Source organism: Diaphorobacter sp. JS3051 (assembly GCF_015832135.1).
GTDB classification, from domain to species: Bacteria; Pseudomonadota; Gammaproteobacteria; order Burkholderiales; family Burkholderiaceae_C; genus Diaphorobacter; species Diaphorobacter nitroreducens.
Map to the genome: position 1 here is coordinate 2,562,349 of NZ_CP065406.1, position 14,749 is coordinate 2,577,097.

The following is a 14,749-nucleotide window of genomic DNA, read 5'->3' on the forward strand; positions in this document are numbered from 1 at the left end:
CTCAGAGCACGCGCTGCGCGCGCAGCGCCTGCAGCTGCGCGGCATCCAGCCCCAGCCGCTCGCGCAGCACCTCGTCGGTGTGCTGACCCAGTGCGGGCGGGGCATAGCGCAGGGTGACGGGCGTATCGGACAAGCGCAGCGGGCTGGCGGTGGTCACCACGCGGTTGACCACCTCGCCGGCCGGCGGCTGGGCGCCGGGGTAGCGCTGCTGCTCCACGCGCAGTCCGCGTGCGCGCACCTGCGCATCGTCGAACGCCTGGCCGACGTGGTTGATCGGGCCGCAGGGCACGGCCTTGTCCTCCAACAGCGCGATCCAGGCGGCCGTGGGCCGCGTGCGCGTGAGGGCGGCCATCAGGGGGATCAGCGTCTCACGGTGGGTCACCCGGCCGGCGTTGGTGGCAAAGCGTTCGTCGCCGGCCCAGTCGGTACCCGCCGCTTCGCAAAAGCGCGCGAACTGCCCGTCGTTGCCGATGGCCAGCAGCATGTTGCCGTCCTGCGTGGGAAAGTCCTGGTAGGGCACGACGCTGGGGTGGGTGTTGCCCTGGCGCTTCGGAATGTTGCCGGCGTTGAGGAAGCCCGCACCCTGGTTGGCCAGCACCGCCATGGCCACGTCCAGCAACGCCATGTCGATGTGCTGGCCGCGTCCCGTGCGGTGGCGCGCCTCCAGCGCACCCAGGATGGCGGTGGTGGCATACATGCCGGTGAACAGGTCGATCACGGCCACGCCCACGCGCATCGGGCCGCCGCCAGGCTCGCCATCGGCATGGCCGGTGATGCTCATCAGGCCGCTCATGGCCTGGATCAGCAGGTCGTAGCCGGCCCGCGGCGCATACGGCCCGGTGTGGCCGAAGCCGGTGACCGAGCAGTAGATCAGGCGCGGGTTCAGGGCCGACAGGCTTTCGTAGTCCAGCCCGTAGCGCTTGAGGCCGCCGGTCTTGAAGTTCTCCACCACCACATCGCTTTGCATGGCCAGCTCGCGGATCAGCCGCTGCCCCTCGGGCGTGGCCATGTCCACGGTGACGGAGCGCTTGTTGCGGTTGCAGGCGGCGAAGTAGCAGGCGTGTTCGCTCGGCTGGCCGTCGGCATCTGGAAAGAACGGCGGGCCCCAGTGGCGCGTGTCGTCGCCGTCGCCGGGCTTCTCGATCTTGATCACGTCGGCGCCCATGTCGGCCAGGTTCTGGGTGCACCAGGGGCCGGCCAGCACGCGGGACAGGTCGAGCACGCGCAGGTGGCTCAGGGCGCCGGGGGTGGCGCTGGAAGAAGAAGGGGCGGCAGCAGCAGTCATGAGGGCTTGGATAAAAAAGTGAGAGCAATCGTACGCGCACCGCTGCGGCCCTGGTTCGGATTTGTGAAAGCGGGCGTTTGCGATGCTTTCTACAATCGCGCCCTTATGGCAATGCACTTCGACCTTGTGGATCTGCGCCTGATGGTGCATATCGCCGACGCCAACAGCATGACGCGCGGCGCCGAGCTCTCCTTTATCTCCCTTCCCGCGGCCAGCACGCGTATCAAGAACCTGGAGGAAAGCATTGGCACCAAGCTGCTGTACCGCACCAGCCAGGGCGTGACGCTGACGCCGCCGGGCCAGGCCTTCGTGACCCATGCGCGCATGGTGCTGGGCCAGATCGAGCACCTGCGCGGCGACATGCAGGAATATGTGCGCGGCATCAAGGGCCATGTGCGGGTGTTTGCCAACACCACGTCGCTGGGCGAATTTTTGCCGCCCGTGCTGCGCCACTTTCTGCGCCGCCACCCGGACGTGAACATCGACCTGCGCGAGCGGCTGTCGCACGACATCGTGCGCGCCGTGACCGAGGGGCAGACCGACATCGGCATCGTCGCCGGGCTGGTGCGCACCGAGAACCTGGAAACCCTGCCCTACCGCCGCGACCGCCTGGTGCTGGTGGTGCCGCGCGGCCATGCGCTGGACGGCGAGATGCAGATCGACTTTGCCGACACGCTGGAGCTGGACTATGTGGGGCTGCACGAGTCCAGCGCCATCCATGCGTTTTTGCGCCAGGCCAGCGACCAGCTGCACCGCCCGATCAAGCTGCGCATCCAGGTGGGCAACTTCGAGACCGCCTGCCGCATGATCGAAGCCGGCGTGGGCGTGGGCGTGCTGCCCGAGTCCGCCGCCAGCCGCCATGCCCACAGCATGGACATCGCCATCGTGCCGCTGTCGGACTCCTGGTCGGTGCGCGACATGCAGATCTGCATGCGCAGCATGGACGCCCTGCCCAGCTTTGCGCAAGAGCTGGTGCAGCTGCTGGTGGCCGACGCGCAGGGGCAGCTGCAGCTGGATTCTGCTCCTGAAAAAGAAGCTACCAGCGCTTGATTCATAAGCGCTGGATGCACTTTTGACCCACTTTTTACTCGATGGACTTCCAGCTGACTGGCGCCAGCCAGTACTTGAAGGTGCCCTGGGCCGTGGCCACCACCTGGCCTTGCTCGTCCAGCAGCTGCGCCGCACAGCTGCACAGGCTGCGCGTAGCGTTGACCACCCAGCCCTCGGCCAGCAGCGGGCCGCGGGCCGGGCGGTGAAAGCGGCTGGTCATCTCCACCGTCACGGCGGTGTGCGAGGGCGCATCTGGCAGCTGGCCGGCAGCGCGTGACATGACCGAGTCCAGCAAGGTCATGATCACGCCGCCATGCGCGGCCGGCAGCTGGTTGAGCAAATCTTCGCGCAGCTGCGGCAGGCGCACGTGCACTTTGCCCGGCGGCGCAGGCACCTGCGCCGCGCCGATCAGGCGCATGAAGGCACTGCGGTCGGGCGGTGGCGTACCACCGGGCCAGGCACTGTCCTGCGGCTGATTGCGCGCCAAGTCTGGTGCCAGGTCAGGCGCCGCGTCCTGCGCCGCAATCGTGCCGATCATGCGTTGCGCGCCTCGCGCACCATGTTGCGGGCGATGATGATCTGCTGGATCTGCGTTGTGCCCTCGTACAGGCGGAACAGGCGCACGTCGCGGTAGAAGCGCTCGATGCCATATTCGGTCATGTAGCCCGCGCCGCCCAGAATCTGCACCGCGCGGTCGGCCACGCGGCCGCACATCTCGGTGGCAAACATCTTGGCGCAAGACGCCTCGGTGGATGTGTTGTGCCCGTCGTCGCGGCGGCGTGCGGCGTCGATGGTCATGCACTCGGCAGCGTACAGCTCGGCCTGGCTGTCGGCCAGCATGGCCTGCACCAGCTGAAAGTCGCAGATGGCCTGGCCGAACTGCTTGCGCTCCAGCGCGTACTGCAGCGCATCGCGCAGCATGCGCTTGGCCACGCCCACCGCCACCGCGGCAATGTGGATGCGGCCCTTTTCCAGCACCTTCATCGCCGTCTTGAAACCCTGGCCTTCTTTCAGGCCGATCAGGTTGGCGGCGGGCACCTTGACGTTGTCGAAGATCACGTCGCAGGTGTGGGCGCCGCGCTGGCCCATTTTCTTGTCGTATTTGCCAAAGCTGATGCCGGGCGTCTTGGCGTCCACGATGAAAGAGGACACGCCGCCCGCGCCCTTGTCCTGCGGGTTGGTGCGCGCCATCAGCGTGAACATGCCGGCGTGCGGCGCGTTGGTGATGTAGCGCTTGGTGCCGTTGACGATGTAGTGGTCACCGTCGCGGATGGCGGTGGTGCGCAGCGAAGCCGCGTCCGAGCCGGCCTCAGGCTCGGTCAATGCGAACGAGGCGATGATCTCGCCCGTGGCCAGCTTGGGCAGCCACTGGGCCTGCTGCTCGGGCGTGCCATCCATCAGGATGCCCTGCGAGCCGATGCCCACCGTGGTGCCGATGATCGAGCGGAAGGCCGGCGCGGTCTGGCACAGCTCGATCAGCACGCGGCATTCCTCTTCCATCGTCAGCTCCAGACCGCCAAACCGCTCGGGAATGGTCATGCCGAACAGGCCCAGCTCGCGCATCTCCTGCACGATGGACTCAGGGATTTCGTCGGTCTCGGCCACTTCGTTTTCGGCCGGCACCAGGCGCTCGCGTACAAAGCGGCGCACGCTGTCGAGCAGGGCTTGCAGGATTTCTGGGTCGCGGATCATGGTGGTGGTTCTTTCTTCGAGATTCGGGGATCAGAGGGTTTCGGCCGTGCCAAGCACTGCCGTGGACTGGCTCGACAGCGTGCCGCCGTTGCCATGCACCACGGCCGTACGATGGCGCTGGAGTTGGCGCGCGCCGGCCTCGCCGCGCAGCTGGCGCACGGCCTCGATCAGCGCAAAGATGCCGTACATGCCCGGGTGCACGCACGACAGGCCGCCACCATTGGTGTTCACGGCCAGGCGCCCGCCGGGCGCGATGCCGCCGTTCTGCACAAAGGCACCACCCTCGCCCTTGGCGCAAAAGCCCAAGTCTTCCAGGAACAGCAGGGTGTTGATGGTGAAGGCGTCGTACAGCTGCGCCATGTCCATGTCGGCCGCCGTCAGCCCCGCCATCGCAAAGGCCTGCGCGCCCGACTGCGCGGCCGCCGTCGTGGTCAGGTCGGGCATGCAGGAAATCTGGCGGTTCCAGATCGCCGTGGCATTGCCCAGCACATAAACCGGGGGCCGCGCCAAGTCGCGCGCGCGCTCGGCGCGGGTGAGCACGAGGGCGCCGCCACCGTCCGTCACCAGGCAGCAGTCGCGCACGGTGAGCGGGCTGGCGATCGGCCGGGCCGCCAGCACATCCTCGATGGTGAGCGGGTCGCGCATGAACGCCTCGGGGTTCTGCTGCGCCCAGGCGCGTGCGGCCACGGCCACCTCGGCCAGTTGTTCGCGCGTGGTGCCGAATTCGTGCATGTGGCGCGCGGCGGCCAGCGCATAGGCGGACACGGGCAGCACCGGCTCATAGGGAAATTCGTAGGGCTGCGGGTCCAGGAAGCGGCGTGCGGCCACGCTTTCCTTGCGCCCGAAGGTGGCCGAGCGCTGCGCGCTGCCGTAGCACACCAGCACGGCCTTGCACTGACCGGCCTCCAGCGCTCGGATGGCGGGCAGCAGGTGGGCGATGAAGCTGGAGCCACCGATCATCGTGCCGTCCACATAGGTCGGGTTGATACCGAGGTGTTCGATCACCGGCATGGTCCACATGCTGGCGTTCACACTGCAGGTGGCCAGGCCGTCGATGTCCTGCATGGTCAGGCCCGCGTCGGCCACGGCCGCGTGCGCCGCGCGCACCAGCAGCGTCATGTCGTCCATGCCGGGCGCCTCGCCACAGCCGTAGGTGGCAGCGCCGACGATGGCTGCGCGGCCGCGCAGCGGCCGGTTCACGGCGGCGGCGTCCAGGGGGGATTGCGGAACGCGGCTCATGCGGCACCCCCTTGCGCTGCGGGCTGGAACAGCACCAGGCCGCGCCCGTCCTTCTGCGTCACGCGGGCCTGCACCCGCTGGCCGATGCGCACGTCTTGGGGCGCCACGCCCTCCACGCGGCTCATCATGCGCACGCCTTCATCCAGATCGATCAGCGCGACGTTGTAGTTGCCCCCCGCGTCCGCCTTGCGCGCGATGGTGGTGGCGGAATACACGGTGCCCAGGCCGCTGGCACGCACCCAGCGCAGCGGACTGGCGCCGCAGTGCGGGCACAGCTCACGCGGCGTGAACACATGGCTCTGGCACCGCGGACAATGCTGCAGGCAAAAGCGGCCGGCATCCAGTTCGGCCTGGTAATGGGTTTGTGCGCTCAGGTGCATGGGTTGGGCAAGAGGGACGCCTGGGGCGGTTGAAGGCTACGCCGCCGGTGTTGGCGGGGGCACAAGTTGTGAAGGTGAGCATGACCGCATCGCCCGGCCGTTTCAATTCGCCAATTTGAAAGGGTGACTTCAGTAGGCGGCAGCACCTGAGGGATAGTGAACCGTGGGTTAAGCAATCCACGAAACAGGGGCAATGTCAAGGGAGAAAACCCGGCTTTGGCAAGGTCAAACCCTTGGTTTCACAAACGTGCATAGCCATCTCTCAACGAGATTTCTATTATTTCTCCCGAGTGTCCTTTTCGCTGCCATTGACGGACGAACGTCGCCACCTTGAAACGCAGGGACAACTCCTTCGCTCCCGGCGAGCCGCAGGCCATGTGCAAACAAATCAGCGATGGCAGTGCGTCCGGCGACCCACTGCACAGCGGTCTTTTTTGCGGTTTTAAAACAAGGAGACATGCTATGAAAAATGACTTAGGGAGGCGTGCCGCAGAGGCATTGCGGGCCGTTGGCTTCGCCGCGACAGGTGTGCTAGTGTAGTGTTGCATTCTGTTTGGAACTTAATCGGCTATTGGCGCGGATGACCTTTTGCAGGATGTCGCGAGCGTTCTTGGTCCAGATGAACGGCTTGGGGTTGGTGTTGTGATGCGCGATGTACTCATCGATGGCCGAGACGAGTTCGGGCACGCTGGTGAACACCCCGCGGCGTAGCCGGTTCTCGGAGATGTCGCGAAAGAAGCGCTCGACCATGTTCAGCCACGATGCCGAGGTCGGCGTGAAGTGCATGTTGAATCTGGGGTGCTTGGCCAGCCACTCCTGCACAGCTGGATGCTTGTGCGTGGCGTAGTTGTCGGCGATCAGATGCAGCGTCTTGTCCTTGGGCGTCTCCCGATTGATTTGACGCAGGAACTTCAGCCACTCGATGTGGGTGTGGCGCTGCTGGCACTGGCCGATGACCTGACCGTTGAGCACGTTGAGCGCAGCGAACAAGGTGGTTGTGCCGTTGCGCTTGTAGTCGTGCGTCATGGTGGCCGCGCGCCCCTTCTTGAGCGGCAGCCCGGGCTGCGTTCGGTCCAGCGCCTGCACCTGGCTCTTTTCGTCGCAGCACAGCACCAGCGCATGCTCGGGCGGCGACATGTAAAGCCCCACGATGTCTTCGAGCTTTTGCACGAACTGCGGATCGCGCGAGACCTTGAAGCCGCGCACGATGTGAGGCTTGAGACCGTGGGCCTGCCAATGGCGCATCACGGTGCTGGCGCTGACGCCCAACTCAGCGGCCATCGTGCGCGTGCTCCAGTGCGTGGCCGCCTCGGGCTTGGTCTGTGTGGTTAGCTTCACAAGCTTGGCCACATCCACCTTCACCGGCGGTGCGCCGCGCGGCAAGTCGCGCTCGATACCTTGCAGCCCCAATTGCAGGTAGCGTTCACGCCAGCGCGCCACCTGCACGCGCCCAATGCCAAGCTGCTCGGCAATATCCTTGTTTTGCAGCCCCTGCGCGGCCAGCAGCACGATCTGGGCGCGCTGGGCCAATCTGACGCTGGTGCGCTTGGAGCGCGCCAGCCGGCTCAGCTCGCTTTCCTCTTCATCCGTCAACACAATCGTCGGGGCAACTCGCAATTTTTCACTCCAATGCAAACCGTAGTAGAGCATTGGAGCGTGGTTGCTCAATTAAGTTTCATTAAGAATCAAACACTACACTAGCGGCGGCCGGCACGGCCGGGGCGCAGCAGATCTCTGGCGACGTGGTGCGCATCGGCGTCCTCACCGACATGTCGGGCCCGTACGCCGATACGGCGGGCAAGGGCTCGGTCGAGGCCGTGAAGATGGCCATCAAGGACTTCGGCGACACGGTGCTGGGCAAGAAGGTGGAGGTGGTCTGGGCCGACCACCAGAACAAGGCCGACGTGGGTGCCACCCATGCGCGCACCTGGTTCGACCGCGAGGGCGTGGATGTGATCGTGGACATCAACAACAGCGCCGTGGCGGTGGCCGTGAACAACCTGGCGCGAGAGCGCGGCAAATTGATCATCAACACGGGTGGCGCCTCGGACATTCTCACCAATGAGTACTGCGCGCCCACGGCCATCCACTATACCTACGACAGCTATGCGCTGACCAATGGCGCAGTGCGCGGCATGCTGTCCCAGGGCAAGAAGGACTGGTTCATACTCGGCGTGGACTATGCTCTTGGCAAGGCCATGGCAGCCAATGTGACCGAATTCCTCAGGGAGGGCGGTGGCAAGCTGGTGGGCATGACCTTCCATCCACTTAATGCCAGTGATTTCTCGTCCTTTCTGCTGCAGGCCCAGGCATCGAAGGCGTCGGTGATCAACCTGGCCAATGGGACCAGCGACACGGTCAACACCATCAAGGCCGCATACGAGTTCGGCATCACGCCCAAGCAGACGCTGGTACCCAACCTGCTGTTCATCAACGACGTGCATGCGCTGGGCCTGCGCTATGGCCAGGGCATGGTGCTGACCACAGGCTTTTACTGGGACCGCACCGAGGCCACGCGCGCATGGTCGCGGCGCTTCTTCGAGAAGATGAAGAAGATGCCTTCCATGATCCACGCGGGCGGATACTCGGCCGTCACCAACTACCTCAAGGCCGTGCAGGCCACCAAGAGCGACGACGGCGCCACCGTGGCGCGCCAGCTCAAGAAGGTCCCCATAGAGGATTTTTTCGCGCAAAACGGCAAGGTGCGGGAGGACGGCCGCATGGTGCACGACATGTACCTGGTCCAAATCAAGAAGCCCGAGGAATCCAGGTATTCCTGGGACTACTACAAGGTACTCAGAACCATCCCGGGGGATGAGGCCTTCCGCCCCCTGTCCAAGAGCACCTGCAAGCTGGTGAAAGCATCATGAAGACACGCGCCGCTGTACTCACCAGCACAGGCGCATCCGCGCCCTATGCCGAAAGCCGTCCGATGGAGATCTGGGAGGTGGACCTGGCGCCACCCGGCCCCGGCGAGGTGCTGGTGGTCGCCGAGGAGCGCACAATCAAGGGCAGCTACATGGGCAGCTGCATACCGCGCCGCGACATCGGCCGCTACCTGTCGCTGCACGCGGCAGGCAAGCTGCCCGTGGACCGACTGGTGACCGGCCATCTGACGCTGGACCAGATCAACGAAGGTTTTGACCGCCTCGCCCGGGGCAAAGCCATCCGCCAAATTATCCGCATGGAGGCATGATGCAACACGAATCCACCGACACCCTGGCCTATCCTCAACCGCAGCTGTTCATCAACGGACAGTGGCTGGACATCGAAGGCCGCACCACCGAAGACATCATCAACCCGGCGACCGGCCAGGTGCTGGCGCAGCTGCCGCACGCGAGCCGCACCGACCTGGACGCTGCCCTGATGGCAGCCCAGGCCGCATTCGCCGGCTGGCGCGCCGCCGCGCCGCTGGAGCGGTCGCGCATCCTGCGTGCGGCCAGCAGCCTGGTGCGCGAACGCGCCGACGATATCGCCCGCACCATGACCCTGGAGCAGGGCAAGCCACTGCGCGAAGCGCGGCTGGAAGTGCTGGCTGCGGCCGACACGTTCGACTGGTACGCCGAGGAAGGGCGGCGCAACTACGGCCGCGTCGTGCCGGGGCGTACGCTCACGCAGCGCATCACCGTGCTGCACGAGCCCGTGGGTGTGTGCGCGGCCTTCACGCCCTGGAACTTCCCCGCCCTCACCCCCGCGCGCAAGATCGCCGGGGCCCTGGCCGCAGGCTGCACGCTGATCCTCAAGCTGGCCGAGGAAACACCGGGCACCGGTCTGGCCTTGGTGGGGGCACTGAATGATGCAGGCCTGCCGCCAGGGGTGCTCAATGCCGTATTCGGCGTGCCGGGCGAGGTGTCTTCCTACCTGCTTGACAGCCCGGTAGTGGCCAAATTCTCGTTCACCGGCTCCACGGCGGTGGGCAAGCTGCTGGCCCAGCAGGCTGCCAAGGGCCTCAAGCGCGCGACCTTGGAGCTGGGCGGCCATGCCCCGGTCATCGTTTGCGCCGATGCCGACCTGGACCAGGCGGTCGAGTTGCTGGTCCCGGGCAAGTTTCGCAACGCTGGCCAGATCTGCATTGCCCCCACGCGTTTTTATGTACACAGCGCGGTCTACGATGCCTTTGTGCAAGCCTTTGTGGCGCGCACGCGCCAGCTGGTGCCGGGTAACGGCCTGGATGCCGGCAGCCACTTGGGCCCGCTGGCCAACCCGCGACGCCAGGATGCCATGCGCAAACTGATCGCCGATGCCGTGCAACGCGGCGCACAGGTGGCCTGCGGTGGCCAGGCCATCGAAGGCCCGGGCTTCTTCTGGCAACCGACGGTGCTAACCGATGTGCCCGAGGACGCGCGGCTGATGAATGAGGAGCCCTTCGGTCCGTTGGCGCTCATCAACCGCGTGAACAGCGTGGACGAGGCCATCACCCGTGCCAACCGCCTGCCCTACGGCCTGGCCAGCTATGCCTTCACCCAGCACAGCGGCACGCGAATGCAGCTGATGCGGGGCCTGCAAACCGGCATGCTCGGCATCAATAGCCTGAGCGTGTCCATGCCCGAAGCGCCGTTCGGCGGCGTCAAGGAAAGCGGCTGGGGGTCGGAGTGCGGCATCGAAGGCCTGCAGGCGTATTGCAACATCAAGCTCATCAGTGAGGATTGAGCAGCTTTGCTGAAGGTCGAGCGCGAGGAAGATTGGAGTCGCACAACATGCCGTGGCATGGTCACATGCTCATGCTTGAACTACCAAGACAGCATTTTTTCGCGCTTGGACTGCCTTGGGCGTCGTTTCGCAAAAGGTTGTTCATCCGAGGCGAAGCAAGATGGAGGTTCTCAAGCCAAACCATCGACTTCAGCAATCCCCGGACGAACTCCCATAAGAATGCCGCATTGAACGCCCCAGGGGCGATCCCATTGATCTTATTTTCCTCAGTTGAACCATCGCCATCGGCTGCAAACTTTGACTTGGCGCGGGTTTGGACAAGATTCGGGCAGACACTCATTGGGCGAGTGCAAATCGGCGGTCAACGGCTGTTGGGCGCACTGCGCGGCGACGGTGTGGCCCGGGCATCCTGGGCATGAACAAGAGTGGGTACGTGCGGCTGGCTCAGCCGAAGACCCGGCTGAAGGCCGTCACGAGCCGACCCAAATGGCCCAGCGCGGTGGGCCGGCATGACCCGTCATGCCGGCCAGAACAAGATATGGCTGACCATCACCCACGAAGCGGCGGCACGGATCAAACGGCTCGTCGCCAATGGCCTGCCGGTTTGCGCCTTATCCAGCAGACCGCGCCGCAGTGGAGCAAAGCCCAGCGCTGGTGCGCCCTGGTGCGCTACATCGCCCAGCGAATACCGGCCTCTCAGCCCAAACCGAACCCATTGCCGCCAGCATTGCAAAGCGGATGACTGAGGAAAACAGGTTGAGAAAATCAGAGTTTGCCGTTAATGTGGGCTTGGGTTATTGGAGATGCTGTTTGTGAGTCAACTTGTTGCTCCTGATGAAATTCCCCGCTGGATACCCGGCCAGCTGACGCTTGACAGCGTGCCGGTCGGTTGGGATCAGGTGACGCTCAAGGGCTATCAGTACACGTCCCTTGACGTTGAAATTCCTTCCATGCGCGACTACATGCTCGTGCGTTACAAGTGCGATGACGCGGTCATGAGCCGGCGCGCAGGTGGCCCTTGGCGCAGCGAGCGGGTCGGGCGGGGCGTGTGTTCTCTGCTGACCCGCGGCGAGTCGTCGCAGTGGAAGTGGGACCGCCCGATCGACGTCACCCACCTCTACCTGGCTCATTCCGAGCTGTGCCGTGTCGCGGAGGACGTCTTCGAACGAACCATCAGCGATGTGGGCATGGAAGACTGCGTCCGTGCCGAGGACGGTGTCCTTCCCGGCCTCGTGTCCGCTTTCGAGTCCGAGCTGGAAAGCGGCGGGCTCGGCGGAGGTCTCTACCGGTCGGCCCTTTTGAACCAGCTTTGCGTTCATCTGCTTCGCCGCTATGCCAAGGCCGGCGTGCGCGAGGTGCCGCTGGCCGGTCGCATGGCCGAGTGGCAACGGCGGCGCATTGTCCAGTATGTCGAGGACAACCTGGATCGCAACCTCAAGCTCGACGAGATGGCCCGCGAGGCGGGCGTCAGTGTCTCCGGGCTGATCCGCAAGTTCCACGCAGAGTTCGGCTGCGCACCCCACGCCTACGTTTTGCGTCAGCGCCTGGAGCGTGCCCGGCGACTCCTCGGCCGTCCGGTGTCTGTGCCACTGAAGTGCATTGCCGTGGACTGCTGCTTCTCCGACCAGAGTCACCTGGTGCGGCACTTCAAGCGGGCGTTCAAGCAAACGCCCGTGGAGTACCGCAGCACGGTGAACGCGGTGGCACCACTCGAGCCCGACCACAGCATCGACTGTCCGGCCTGATGGGCGAGCAGGCAGTCGACGCCACGATGGTGGCGGGCGACGGTGGCCTGTGTTTCCTTGAGACTGCCAATCTTTGCGGATTGGCAGCCTTTGCGCCTCAATTAAGTTGCGAAATGAACTTGGTGGTCAGGTAGCCGTCGAAGGTTTCGCTGCCGCCCTCGCTGCCATAGCCACTTTCCTTGATGCCACCGAACGGTGTCTCGGCCAGCGCCAGCCCGATGTGGTTGATGGACACCATGCCCGCTTCAAGCCCGCGCGAGATCTGGTGCGCGTTATTCAGTGACGTGGTGAAGGCATACGACGCCAGGCCGAAGGGCAGGCTGTTGGCGCGCGCGAGCACTTCTTCCACCGTCTTGAATCGCACCATGCCGGCCATCGGGCCGAAGGGCTCCTCGGTCATGAAGCGCGAGTCGTCGGGCAAGTCAGCCAGCACCGTGGGGGCGAAGAAGTTGCCGTCGCCTTGCAGCCGATGGCCGCCCGCCACGATCTTGGCGCCGCGCTGGCGGGCGTCTTCCACGAAGCCCTCCATGGCGGCAACGCGGCGCGGTTGCGCCAGCGGCCCCATGCGGTTGGTTTCAACCAGCCCGTCACCGACCGCCAGGGCCTGCGCCCGCTGCGCGAATCGTTCGACGAAACGGTCGTACACACCGTCCTGCACATAAAAGCGCGTGGGGGAAATGCACACCTGTCCCGCGTTGCGGAACTTGAAGCCAGACAGCACGTCTGCTGCCCGGTCGATGTCCGCATCGTCACAAACGATCACGGGCGCGTGGCCGCCAAGCTCCATGGTGCTGCGCTTCATGTTCGCACCGGCCAGCGCAGCCAGCTGCTGCCCGACGGGCGTGGAGCCCGTGAAGGAAATCTTGCGCACGATGGGCGAGCGGATCAGGTAGTCCGAGATCATCCCGGAATCGCCGGACACCACGTTCAGCACGCCCGGTGGCAAGCCGGCGTCATGAAAGAGCTCGGCGATCGCCTGCACCGAGGCCGGTGTGTCGCTGGAGCCCTTGAGGATAACCGTGCACCCGGCGCCAATGGCCGCGACCACCTTGCGAAAGGCCTGGCTGAAGGGGAAGTTCCAGGGTGAGAACGCCACGCACACGCCAATGGGTTCACGCAGCACGGTCTGCTGGACGCTGGCATCACGGGGCGGAATAAGGCGGCCATAAATGCGCCGGCATTCCTCCGCATGCCACTCGGCGTGTTCGGCGCAGACTGCCACTTCGCCCACGCCTTCGGCCAGGGGCTTGCCCTGCTCCAGGGTGAGGTTGCGGCCGATCTGCGGCGCACGTTCGCGGATCAATCCTGCGACGGCTTTCAGCACTTGCGCGCGCTGCATCGCCGTGCTGTTGCGCCACGACGCGAACGCGCGCTGGGCCGCTGCCAGTGCCATGTCAAGGTCGGCCTGGGTGGCATGCGGCAACTGGCCGATCACCTGGTTGTTGGCCGGGTTCAGGACATCCTGTTCGCGGCGGCCTTCGCCGCGCAGCATTTGTCCGTCGATGTAGAGGCTGAGTTGGGGGTACATGGTGGGTTGTTCTTTCAGAAGCTTATGGGATCAGGACTGCGCGCTCGATCACCTTGCCGTGGTGCAGGTCGTCGATGGCCTGGTTCACCTGGGCCATGGGGCGGCGCGACACCGGAATCGACTTCATGCCGGTGCGCTTGACCAGCTCCACCAGCTCTCGCAGTTCGGCCAGGGTGCCGACGTAGCTGCCCTCGATGCACAGCGGGCGCAGCGGGATGGTCGCCAGGGAGATGGTCAGATCACCGCCCATCAGCCCGCAGATGACGATGTGGCCGCCGCGCCGGGCGCTCTGCATGGCCAGCGATACGGTGGCGGACGAGCCCACCAGGTCCAGAATCTGGCCGGCACCGCCTTCAGTCGCCGCGATGATCTGGCTGGTCGCATCGGCAGCCTTGCCGTCGATCACTGCCAGCGCGCCGGCTGCCAGCGCGGCTTCGCGCTTGGCAGGGTCGATGTCCACCACGATCGCGCCTTTGCCGCCAAGGGCCTTCAGCACCTCGATGGCCATCAGGCCCAGGCCTCCGGCACCAATCATGACGACGGGTTCGCGGTGGATGCCTTCGCCCAGTTTCTTGATGGCGCTGTAGGTCGTCACGCCCGCGCAGGCCAGAGGCGCCGCCTCGGCATCGTCCAGACCGTCGATGTTGACCAGGTAGCGCGGGTGGGGAACGATCACGTAATCGGCAAAGCCACCGGGGCGTGCCACGCCAAGGGCGCGGCCCTTCAGGCACAGGTTTTCATCGCCGCGCAGGCAGGTGGGGCATTCGCCGCAGCTGATCCAGGGGTGGATGACGTAGCGGGAGCCGGTCGGGACTTCGCCGGCATCCGGTCCGGCTGCCACCACCTCGCCACAGATTTCGTGGCTGAGGATGAGGGGCGGCTTGATGCCCCGGTCTGCCAGGTTCATGCGCTTGCCGCCGCCCAGGTCGTAAAAACCTTCCCAGATGTGCAGGTCGGTGTGGCAAAGGCCGGCGGCCTTCACACGCACGAGCACCTCGGTTCCCACGGGCTGCGGAGTCTCACGCTCGACGAGTTCAAGCGGCTTTGAATGGTGCATCACGCAATAACAGCGCATGGTGTGTGTTTCCTTGATTATCTGGATTTCAAAAAATGGCAGGCGCTACATCGAAGCGGCCATTGCCTGATGACAACTTGCCATAACTGAGCCATCCCATTTCAG

13 protein-coding genes are annotated in these 14,749 nt (G+C 65.1%); 5 read left to right on the forward strand and 8 right to left on the reverse strand.

All coding sequences use genetic code 11. From position 1 onward, the window contains the following. Position 1: 1 nt before the first annotated feature. Positions 2-1,285 carry a CaiB/BaiF CoA-transferase family protein gene (locus tag I3K84_RS12345; protein ID WP_196994623.1) on the reverse strand — a complete coding sequence of 428 codons (1,284 nt, stop codon included), beginning with the start codon at positions 1,283-1,285 and terminating at the stop codon, positions 2-4. Positions 1,286-1,390: 105 nt separating this feature from the next. On the opposite strand from I3K84_RS12345, the gene I3K84_RS12350 reads away from it, so the two are divergent. Further along, positions 1,391-2,335, forward strand: a complete 945-nt coding sequence (locus tag I3K84_RS12350; protein WP_196994624.1) for a LysR substrate-binding domain-containing protein — start codon at positions 1,391-1,393, stop codon at positions 2,333-2,335. Between the two features lie 34 nt (positions 2,336-2,369). Here I3K84_RS12350 and I3K84_RS12355 read toward each other — a convergent pair whose 3' ends face one another. From I3K84_RS12355 to I3K84_RS12375, 5 genes are all read right to left on the reverse strand, one after another. Further along, entirely contained in the window at positions 2,370-2,753 is a 384-nt protein-coding gene (locus I3K84_RS12355; RefSeq protein WP_231403479.1) for a PaaI family thioesterase, read from the reverse strand. 116 nt (positions 2,754-2,869) lie between these two features. Continuing rightward, positions 2,870-4,027, reverse strand: a complete 1,158-nt coding sequence (locus I3K84_RS12360) for an acyl-CoA dehydrogenase family protein (protein WP_196994626.1) — start codon at positions 4,025-4,027, stop codon at positions 2,870-2,872. 30 nt (positions 4,028-4,057) lie between these two features. Continuing rightward, positions 4,058-5,266: a thiolase gene (locus I3K84_RS12365; RefSeq protein WP_196994627.1), complete on the reverse strand. Its 1,209-nt coding sequence runs from the start codon at positions 5,264-5,266 to the stop codon at positions 4,058-4,060. Continuing rightward, positions 5,263-5,646: a Zn-ribbon domain-containing OB-fold protein gene (locus tag I3K84_RS12370; RefSeq protein WP_196994628.1), complete on the reverse strand. Its 384-nt coding sequence runs from the start codon at positions 5,644-5,646 to the stop codon at positions 5,263-5,265. Before I3K84_RS12370 ends, I3K84_RS12365 begins: the two co-directional genes overlap by 4 nt. Before the next feature lie 531 nt (positions 5,647-6,177). Then, positions 6,178-7,296 carry an IS630 family transposase gene (locus I3K84_RS12375; RefSeq protein WP_231403305.1) on the reverse strand — a complete coding sequence of 373 codons (1,119 nt, stop codon included), beginning with the start codon at positions 7,294-7,296 and terminating at the stop codon, positions 6,178-6,180. Between the two features lie 92 nt (positions 7,297-7,388). Between I3K84_RS12375 and I3K84_RS12380 the strand changes: the two genes are divergently transcribed. The 4 genes from I3K84_RS12380 (at position 7,389) to I3K84_RS12395 (ending at position 12,041) form a co-directional block, all read left to right on the forward strand. After that, positions 7,389-8,516 (forward strand): ABC transporter substrate-binding protein, encoded by a 1,128-nt coding sequence (locus tag I3K84_RS12380; protein WP_231403319.1) that lies wholly within the window; start codon positions 7,389-7,391, stop codon positions 8,514-8,516. Then, positions 8,513-8,842: a hypothetical protein gene (locus I3K84_RS22285; RefSeq protein ID WP_231403320.1), complete on the forward strand. Its 330-nt coding sequence runs from the start codon at positions 8,513-8,515 to the stop codon at positions 8,840-8,842. Before I3K84_RS12380 ends, I3K84_RS22285 begins: the two co-directional genes overlap by 4 nt. Then, a complete protein-coding gene (locus tag I3K84_RS12390; RefSeq protein WP_231403321.1) occupies positions 8,839-10,296 on the forward strand; it encodes an NAD-dependent succinate-semialdehyde dehydrogenase in 1,458 nt (485 codons plus the stop codon). The genes I3K84_RS22285 and I3K84_RS12390 overlap by 4 nt, the downstream gene beginning before the upstream one ends. Positions 10,297-11,108: 812 nt before the next feature. Then, on the forward strand, positions 11,109-12,041 hold the full coding sequence (locus I3K84_RS12395; protein ID WP_196994629.1) for an AraC family transcriptional regulator: 933 nt from the start codon (positions 11,109-11,111) through the stop codon (positions 12,039-12,041). Positions 12,042-12,138: 97 nt separating this feature from the next. On the opposite strand, the gene I3K84_RS12400 is transcribed toward I3K84_RS12395, so the two are convergent. Beyond that, entirely contained in the window at positions 12,139-13,569 is a 1,431-nt protein-coding gene (locus tag I3K84_RS12400; RefSeq protein WP_114654521.1) for an NAD-dependent succinate-semialdehyde dehydrogenase, read from the reverse strand. A 22-nt stretch (positions 13,570-13,591) separates the two neighbouring features. Then, a complete protein-coding gene (locus I3K84_RS12405; RefSeq protein ID WP_196994630.1) occupies positions 13,592-14,644 on the reverse strand; it encodes an alcohol dehydrogenase in 1,053 nt (350 codons plus the stop codon). Between the last annotated feature and the right edge of the window lie 105 nt (positions 14,645-14,749).

Excerpts from the sequence above, each read along its gene's own strand:
- I3K84_RS12345 (WP_196994623.1), bottom strand. The coding sequence starts at position 1,285 with ATGACTGCTGCTGCCGCCCCTTCTTCTTCCAGCGCCACCCCCGGCGCC.
- I3K84_RS12360 (WP_196994626.1), bottom strand. The coding sequence starts at position 4,027 with ATGATCCGCGACCCAGAAATCCTGCAAGCCCTGCTCGACAGCGTGCGC.
- I3K84_RS22285 (WP_231403320.1), top strand. The coding sequence starts at position 8,513 with ATGAAGACACGCGCCGCTGTACTCACCAGCACAGGCGCATCCGCGCCC.
- I3K84_RS12365 (WP_196994627.1), bottom strand. The coding sequence starts at position 5,266 with ATGAGCCGCGTTCCGCAATCCCCCCTGGACGCCGCCGCCGTGAACCGG.
- I3K84_RS12400 (WP_114654521.1), bottom strand. The coding sequence starts at position 13,569 with ATGTACCCCCAACTCAGCCTCTACATCGACGGACAAATGCTGCGCGGC.
- I3K84_RS12370 (WP_196994628.1), bottom strand. The coding sequence starts at position 5,646 with ATGCACCTGAGCGCACAAACCCATTACCAGGCCGAACTGGATGCCGGC.
- I3K84_RS12390 (WP_231403321.1), top strand. The coding sequence starts at position 8,839 with ATGATGCAACACGAATCCACCGACACCCTGGCCTATCCTCAACCGCAG.
- I3K84_RS12375 (WP_231403305.1), bottom strand. The coding sequence starts at position 7,296 with ATGCTCTACTACGGTTTGCATTGGAGTGAAAAATTGCGAGTTGCCCCG.
- I3K84_RS12405 (WP_196994630.1), bottom strand. The coding sequence starts at position 14,644 with ATGCGCTGTTATTGCGTGATGCACCATTCAAAGCCGCTTGAACTCGTC.
- I3K84_RS12350 (WP_196994624.1), top strand. The coding sequence starts at position 1,391 with ATGGCAATGCACTTCGACCTTGTGGATCTGCGCCTGATGGTGCATATC.
- I3K84_RS12355 (WP_231403479.1), bottom strand. The coding sequence starts at position 2,753 with ATGCGCCTGATCGGCGCGGCGCAGGTGCCTGCGCCGCCGGGCAAAGTG.